Raw genomic sequence first — 6,977 nt, 5'->3', positions numbered from 1 at the left:
CCCGGGCGCACCGGCATTGACCCCCCGGGCGCCGAATACCCGCCTACGCCCAGCGTGAATTGGCCCGGAGCCGTTCTGAACGGCTCGGCGCGATATCCGCGTTTCTCCGTATCCCTGATTCAGGAATTCTTGGGGACCGGTTGGTACGCGCCCGGAATCATCCGGGTGGCGATGGCGATGCGGTTGTACGCGTTGATGACGGTGGCCGCCCAGATCAACGCGGCGATCTGTGCCTCCCCGAAGACGGCGGCGGCCTCCGTGTACACCGCGTCCGGCACCTGCCCGTCGTGCACCAGGGTCACGGCCTCGGTCAGCGCGAGGGCGGCACGCTCCCGCTCGTTGAAGAAGGGCGTCTCCCGCCAGGCGTTCAACGCGTAGATACGGTGCTCCGCCTCGCCCTGGGCGCGGGCGTCCTTCGTGTGCATGTCGAGGCAGAAGGCGCAGCCGTTGATCTGCGAGGCGCGAATCCTGATCAATTCCAGGATTTCCGGCTCGACCTTGGCGTCGGCCGCCGCGGAAACGGCGGCGGCGTGCAGGGCGCCCATGGCACCGGAGACGTCCGGGGTGATTTTCTTCAGCGGTACACGGGGAGCGGATTCATTGCTGGTCATGCCCCGAACTCTATTCGCAGGAAGGGTGGTCGGGGAACGGAACCGAGAAATACCGGAAGAGCTTTCCACGGGTTCCCGGGGTGCGGAGGGCCGCCCGGGTCCGGGAGGGAAGCCGCCCCACCGCCCGAGTGGCTGGAAAACGTCGCTCCTGGGGCGCTTCTTGGGAATCGCTTTACCCTCTGGGGTAGTTCTGGGGGCTCCCCACGCCCCGCCGGTCCTCAGCGGGGATCCGTGCAGGGAACGACAGAAGCATATGAAGGAGTGGACGCCACGATGGTGTTCAAGAAACTGCTCGGAGCCGTCGGTGTCGGCGGGCCCTCGGTCGACACGGTGCTGGACAGCACGACCGCCGTCCCCGGCGGTCCCCTGACCGGCCGGGTGCTGCTGCGCGGTGGCCGGGCGGACGTGGAGATCGAGCAGATCACGCTGGATCTGGTCGCCCATGTGGAGGCGGAGGGCGAGGACGGCGAGGCCGAGGGGACCGTCGTCTTCGACCGCGCGGTGGTCGGCGGCGGCTTCCGGCTGGCCGAGGAGAGCGAGTACGCCGTGCCGTTCTCGCTGACCCTGCCGTGGGAGACGCCGGTGACGGAGCTGCACGGGCAGCCGCTGGGCGTGGTGCTGGGCGTACGGACCGAACTGGCCGTGGCCGGAGCCCGCGACAAGGGCGACCTCGACCAGCTCCGCGTGGCGCCGCTGCCAGTCCAGGAGGCGATCCTGGAGGCTCTCGGACAGCTCGGCTGGGGTTTCAAATCAGCCGACTTGGAGCTGGGGCACATCCACGGCACCGGCCAGCAGCTGCCCTTCTACCAGGAGCTGGAACTCACCCCGCCCGCGCAGTACGCGCACACGGTGAACGAGGTCGAGGTGACGTTCCTCGCCACACCCGGCGGGATGGAGGTCGTCATCGAGGCCGACAAGCGCGGCGGGCTCTTCTCCGGCGGCCATGACACCGTGCACCGGTTCACCGTCTCGCACCACGACGTGGCCGCTACGGCGTGGAACACCGAGGTCGAGGGGTGGATGCGGCAGATCGTAGACGCGCACGCCGCGCACGCCGCGCGGGCCGGCTCGTACGGCGCCCACGGCCACGGCGGTTACGGTCACCAGGGCGGGCACGGCGGCTACCCCGACAAGGGTCATGGCGAGTACCACTCCGATGAGCGTCGCTCCGGGCCGAGCACGGGAGCCGTGGTGGCCGGCGTCGCCGCGGGTGTGGCGGTCGGCATCGTGGGCGGCATGGTCGCGGCGGAGGTCGTCGACGAGATCGGCGACGCCTTCGAGGGCGACGAAGACGAGGGCGGGGCCGACGAGTAGCGAGTAGCGGCCCGCTGCCATCCCGCGGCCGGGGCCGCACCCGCGGTCCGGCCCCGGCACGGCGGCCCGTCGTCGCCGGGACGGCAACGGCGGCCCGGCGGCGCCCGGGTGCGGACGCACGGAGGCCCCGGCTGGACGGGGGATTCCAGCCGGGGCCGTTCCGGTGCGGTCGCGGAGGGCGGTCGCCTCTCGGCGTTCCCGGGCGCTCGGGGGAGGCCCGGGGACACGGTTCCCTCCGCGTCCACATATGTATGAACGGTAAACCATTGCATCGCGTTCCCGTTCCGCGCCCCGTTCTTCTATGAGCCGGACCACAGTCGCGTCCCCGGCCCGGACCGGTGACCAGTGGCCGGAGCCGTGGCGCCGGATCAGCGGCCGGCCCCGTAGCGGCGGAAGCGTACGGCCGCGCCCGGCGGAAGCTGCCCGGCGGGGGAGAGATCGTCCGCGTGGACGACCCCGATGACCGGATAGCCGCCGGTGACCGGATGGTCGGCGAGGAAGAGGATCGGCAGCCCGTTCGGGGCACTTGGAGCGCGCCGCGGACCATGCCCTCGGCCGGCAGCTCGTCGTGCCTCCCGCGCACGAGGGCGGGGCCGGCCAGCCGCACCCCCACCCGGTTGCTCCGGCTGGTGGCCTCCCAGCGCGCCCGGTAGAGGGTCTCGCGGGACCGCGCGTCGAACCAGTGGTCCCGCGGCCCCGGCACCACCCGGAGGGTGAACTCCTTTGGCGGGGCGGCGCACGGCGCCAGGTCCACGCCTGGCAGGGGCCCCGCGGCCGGTGCGACGGCCAGCAGCTCACCCGCCGTCAGGGGCGGCGGGCCCAGGCCCGAGAGCAGATCGGCCGACCGGGAGCCGAGGGTGGGCGGTACGTCGAGCCCGCCCCGTACGGCGAGATACGTGCGCAGCCCGGAGGAGGGCGGCCCCAGTTCGAGGAGGTGGCCGTCGGCCGCGGCGACCGGGGCGTTCATGCCCACGGCCGCGCCGCCGAGCCGGACCGGGCAGGGCGCTCCGGTGAGGGCGAGGTGGAGCACGCCCGGTGCCCCGTCCGGGCCACGGGAGTGGATCCGGGCGCGCAGCCCGCCGAAGGTGATCTCCAGCGCCGCGGTGTTCTCCGGATTGCCGAGCAGCCGGTTGGCGAGGGTGAGGGAGGCGGTGTCCGCGGCGCCCGACGCCGTCACACCGAGATGGGCCCAGCCGGGCCTGCCGAGGTCCTGGACGGTGGTCAGCGGTCCCGGGGCGAGGATCTCCAGATGGCGCCCGTTCACCGGCCGGCCTCCCGCAGCCGGACGGCCCTGCCGGGTACGAGCAGCGCCGGCGGGTCGCGCCGCTCGTCCCACAGGGTGAGCGAGGTGGTGCCCAGGAGGTGCCAGCCGCCGGGTGAGGGGCCGGGGTAGACGCCGGTGAAACCGCTCGCCACCGCGACGGCGCGAATCCGGCGAAGGCCACGGTGTACCGGGGCGCGGTGTGACGGGCGATCACCTCGGCCCGGGTGAGCCCGGTGCGCCGCGCCACCTCGTCGAGGTCGGCGCCGTCGTACCGTACGGGGACGGTCAGTTCGCCGTGGGGGCCTACCGTGCCGGTTCGTACGGTTCGGGGCGTCCGGGCGCGGCGGGTCACCTCACCGGCAAGGGTGTCGTGCCCGGTGACCGCGGGGTCGTAGGTGATCAGCAGGGTGAGCGCCGCGGCGACCACGTCCCGGCGGCCGGGTCCGGTCCCGGGGACGGTTCAGGTGCGCCGGGCCGGCGCCGGGTTCTTTTCCGCGCCGCACACATTGACCACTTGACGTGTCCATGCAACGCTCCGTATGGGAGCGCTCCCATTCCGCGTTCGCGTCTCCGCGCTCCCACCCTCGTGTTCGAGCCGCCTGCGAAGGGGTCCCCCACCATGCCCGTTCCGACATATCCGCTCCGCGGTCCGCGCCGTACCGTCTCCTGGCTCGCCGCCACGGCGCTCTCCGCCGCGCTGCTGGTCACCGGTCCCGCGACCACGTCCGCCGTCGGCGCCGACGCCTCCGGGCCCGGCCGGTCCGCCACCGCGGACACCCCGGTGCGCGCCAATCAGCTCGGCTATCTGCCGGACGGCCCCAAGCGCGCCACCGTCGTGACCGCGTCGGCGGCGCCGCTCACGTGGCAGCTCAGGAACGCGGCGGGCGCGGTCGTCGCCTCCGGGACCACCACCGTCCGGGGTACCGACACCGCCTCGCGTGACGCCACCCATCTCGCCGACTTCTCCTCCTACTCGGGTACGGGAAGCGGCTTCACCCTCGTCGTGGACGGGCGGAGCAGCCATCCCTTCGCCATCGGCACCGGGCTCTACCGGGCGCTGCGCTCGGACGCGATGTCGTTCTTCCACCAGCAGCGCAGCGGTATCGCGATCGAGGCGTCGCTCGCGGGCGCGGGGTACGGGCGGCCCGCCGGACATCTCGGGGTCGCGCCGAACAAGGGCGACACGAGCGTGCCCTGCCAGGCCGGGGTCTGCGACTACCGCCGCGATGTGCGGGGCGGCTGGTACGACGCGGGGGACCACGGCAAGTACGTCGTCAACGGGGGCCTCTCCGCCTGGCTGATGGTCAACGCGTACGAACGCGCCGGACGGGCCGGTACGGCCGGGGCGCTGGGCGACTCCACGCTCCGGATCCCGGAGCGCGGCAACGGCGTCCCCGACGTGCTGGACGAGGCGCGCTGGGAGCTGGACTTCCTGATGCGGATGCAGGTGCCGGCCGACAAGCCGCGCGCGGGGATGGCGTTCCACAAGATCCATGACGCGGCCTGGACGGCGCTGCCCACCCGGCCCGAACAGGACGGCCAGCAGCGGGAACTGCACCGCCCGTCGACGGCGGCGACCCTCAACCTGGCGGCCACCGCCGCCCAGTGCGCCCGGGTCTACGCCCCGTACGACGCGGCGTTCGCGGCCCGCTGTCTGGACTCGGCCCGGCGCGCCTGGACGGCGGCGCGCGCCAACCCGGGGCTGATCGCGCCGGATTCGGACGGGACGGGCGGTGGCGCCTACGGTGACGCGACGGTGAGCGACGAGTTCTACTGGGCCGCCGCCGAGCTGTACGCGACGACCGGGGAGGCGGCGTACCGCGACGCCGTCACCACCTCGCCCTGGCACACCTCCACGAACGCCCTCACCGCGTTCGGGTTCGGCTGGGCCGACACGGCGGCGCTCGGCCGGCTCACCCTCGCGACCGTGCCCACCGGGCTGACCGCGTCCGACACGGCCCGGATCCGCGCCTCGGTGACCGCGGCCGCCGACGGCCACCTCGCCACGATGGCGGGTCAGGGATACGCGGTGCCGCTGCCCGCGAGCGGGTATGTGTGGGGCTCGAACGGCCAGGTCGCCAACAACGCGGTGGTGCTGGCCGTGGCGTACGACCTGACGGGCGGGCAGCGCTACCGCGCCGGGGCGATCGAGACACTCGACTACCTGCTGGGCCGCAACGCACTCGACCTGTCCTACGTCACCGGGTACGGCGAGCGGTCGTCGCAGAACCAGCACCACCGGTTCTGGGCGCACCAGGCGGACCCGTCGCTCCCCCGTCCGCCGGCGGGCTCGCTCGCGGGCGGCCCCAACGCGGGCCTCCAGGACCCGGTCGCGCAGGAGCGGCTGCCCGGGTGCGCGCCCGCCGCCTGTTACATCGACGACATCGGCTCGTACTCCACCAACGAGGTGGCGGTCAACTGGAACGCCCCGCTGGTGTGGCTCGCGGCCTTCGCCGCCGAGCCGTCCACCCGCGGCCGAACCGGGCCCGCGGGCGGCTGAGCGGCGCCGCACCATGCGGAGACGGGTCCCCGAGCGGGTCGGGGGCCCGTCTCCCGGTGTGTGCTCAGGCGTGGAAGGAGTGCTCCGTCGTGGACCGGTAGGTCTCACCCGGACGCAGGACGGTCGAGGGGAACGAGGGCTGGTTCGGGGAGTCGGGGAAGTGCTGGGTCTCCAGGCAGAGTCCGTCGCCCTGCCGGTAGATCCGGCCCGAGGTGCCGGCCAGGGTGCCGACGAGGAAGTTCCCCGAGTAGAACTGCACCCCCGGCTCGGTCGTCGCGATCCGTACGATGCGCCCGGAGCCCGGGTCCCGGAGGGTGGCCGCGGGCCGGGGTGCGGTGGTCAGGCCCTTGTCGAGCACCCAGTTGTGGTCGAAGCCCTGGCCGCGCAGGAGCTGGGAGTGGCCCGCGCGGATGTCCCGGCCCACGGGCTTGCCCGTACGGAAGTCGAAGGGCGTCCCCGCCACCCTCGCCAGCTCCCCCGTGGGGATCAGGGTGGTGTCGACGGGGGTGAAGCGGGAGGCCTCCAGGGTCAGTTCATGGCCGTACACATCGCCGCTCCCCTCCCCGGCCAGGTTGAAGTAGGTGTGGTTGGTGAGGTTGACGACGGTGGCCCGGTCCGTGGTGGCCGCGTAGTCGATGCGCCAGGTGCCCCGCGGTGTGAGGGTGTACGTCACCTTCACCTTGAGCGTGCCGGGGTAGCCCATCTCGCCGTCCGGGCTGATGTAGCGCAGGACGAGGCCCACTCCGGTGGCGTCCGTGAAGGGCTCGACGTCCCAGACCCTCTTGTCGAACCCCTTGGTGCCGCCGTGCAGGGTGTTCGGCCCGTCGTTCAGGGGGAGTTGGTGGGTCCGGCCGTCGAGGGTGAAGCGGCCCCCGGCGATCCGGTTCCCGTACCGTCCGATCAGGGCGCCGAAGAAGGTGGTCGCCGTGAGGTAGTCGTCCAGGTTGTCGAAGCCGAGGGAGACGTTCGTACGGTGGCCGCGACGGTCGGGGATCTCCAGGGACTGGACGATGCCGCCGTAGCTGAGCACCTTGAGCCGGGTACCGCCGTTCTCCAGGGTCCAGCGGTGCACCTTGGTCCCGTCGGCGAGCCGGCCGAAGAGCTCGCGGGTGGGGGCCCTGCCCCCCGAGGCGGCCCGGGCCTGGCCGGTCACGGCGGCGGTGAGACCGACCGCGGCGGCGCCCGCCAGCACGGTGCGTCTGGTCGCCGGGCCGGCGCCCGTCCGGTGGCGGTCCTTCGTCGCTTCCGCTTCTGTGTGCAGCGGCTCAGTGGTCATGCGTGCGGCTCC

At 73.2% G+C, this 6,977-nt stretch carries 4 protein-coding genes and 2 pseudogenes; 2 read left to right on the top strand and 4 right to left on the bottom strand.

Annotation, left to right across the window (positions count from 1 at the left end):
* Nucleotides 1-119 precede the first annotated feature (119 nt).
* Nucleotides 120-611 (bottom strand): carboxymuconolactone decarboxylase family protein, encoded by a 492-nt coding sequence (locus AB0P17_RS40730; RefSeq protein WP_365819711.1) that lies wholly within the window; start codon nucleotides 609-611, stop codon nucleotides 120-122.
* A gap of 273 nt (nucleotides 612-884) precedes the next feature.
* On the opposite strand from AB0P17_RS40730, the gene AB0P17_RS40725 reads away from it, so the two are divergent.
* Nucleotides 885-1,925, top strand: a complete 1,041-nt coding sequence (locus AB0P17_RS40725; RefSeq protein WP_365819708.1) for a sporulation protein — start codon at nucleotides 885-887, stop codon at nucleotides 1,923-1,925.
* 368 nt (nucleotides 1,926-2,293) lie between these two features.
* Here the strand turns inward: AB0P17_RS40725 and AB0P17_RS40720 are convergent.
* Together AB0P17_RS40720 and AB0P17_RS40715 are read right to left on the bottom strand one after the other, a co-directional pair.
* Nucleotides 2,294-3,189 (bottom strand): annotated as a pseudogene (locus tag AB0P17_RS40720) (biotin-dependent carboxyltransferase family protein).
* Nucleotides 3,186-3,616, bottom strand: a pseudogene (locus tag AB0P17_RS40715) (carboxyltransferase domain-containing protein). Before AB0P17_RS40715 ends, AB0P17_RS40720 begins: the two co-directional pseudogenes overlap by 4 nt.
* A 192-nt stretch (nucleotides 3,617-3,808) precedes the next feature.
* On the opposite strand from AB0P17_RS40715, the gene AB0P17_RS40710 reads away from it, so the two are divergent.
* Nucleotides 3,809-5,689 carry a glycoside hydrolase family 9 protein gene (locus AB0P17_RS40710; RefSeq protein ID WP_365819707.1) on the top strand — a complete coding sequence of 627 codons (1,881 nt, stop codon included), beginning with the start codon at nucleotides 3,809-3,811 and terminating at the stop codon, nucleotides 5,687-5,689.
* A gap of 64 nt (nucleotides 5,690-5,753) precedes the next feature.
* Here the strand turns inward: AB0P17_RS40710 and AB0P17_RS40705 are convergent, their stop codons facing one another.
* Nucleotides 5,754-6,965 (bottom strand): aldose epimerase family protein, encoded by a 1,212-nt coding sequence (locus tag AB0P17_RS40705; protein ID WP_365819705.1) that lies wholly within the window; start codon nucleotides 6,963-6,965, stop codon nucleotides 5,754-5,756.
* Nucleotides 6,966-6,977: the final 12 nt, after the last annotated feature.

The sequence above is a fragment of the Streptomyces sp. NPDC088124 genome, assembly GCF_040685895.1.
GTDB lineage: Bacteria > Actinomycetota > Actinomycetes > Streptomycetales > Streptomycetaceae > Streptomyces.
The sequence above is the reverse complement of the archived record's forward strand: the minus strand, read 5'-3'. Positions and strand labels throughout refer to the sequence as shown.

Coding starts and splice junctions, on each gene's coding strand:
- AB0P17_RS40730 (WP_365819711.1), bottom strand. CDS start 611: ATGACCAGCAATGAATCCGCTCCCCGTGTACCGCTGAAGAAAATCACC.
- AB0P17_RS40725 (WP_365819708.1), top strand. CDS start 885: ATGGTGTTCAAGAAACTGCTCGGAGCCGTCGGTGTCGGCGGGCCCTCG.
- AB0P17_RS40710 (WP_365819707.1), top strand. CDS start 3,809: ATGCCCGTTCCGACATATCCGCTCCGCGGTCCGCGCCGTACCGTCTCC.
- AB0P17_RS40705 (WP_365819705.1), bottom strand. CDS start 6,965: ATGACCACTGAGCCGCTGCACACAGAAGCGGAAGCGACGAAGGACCGC.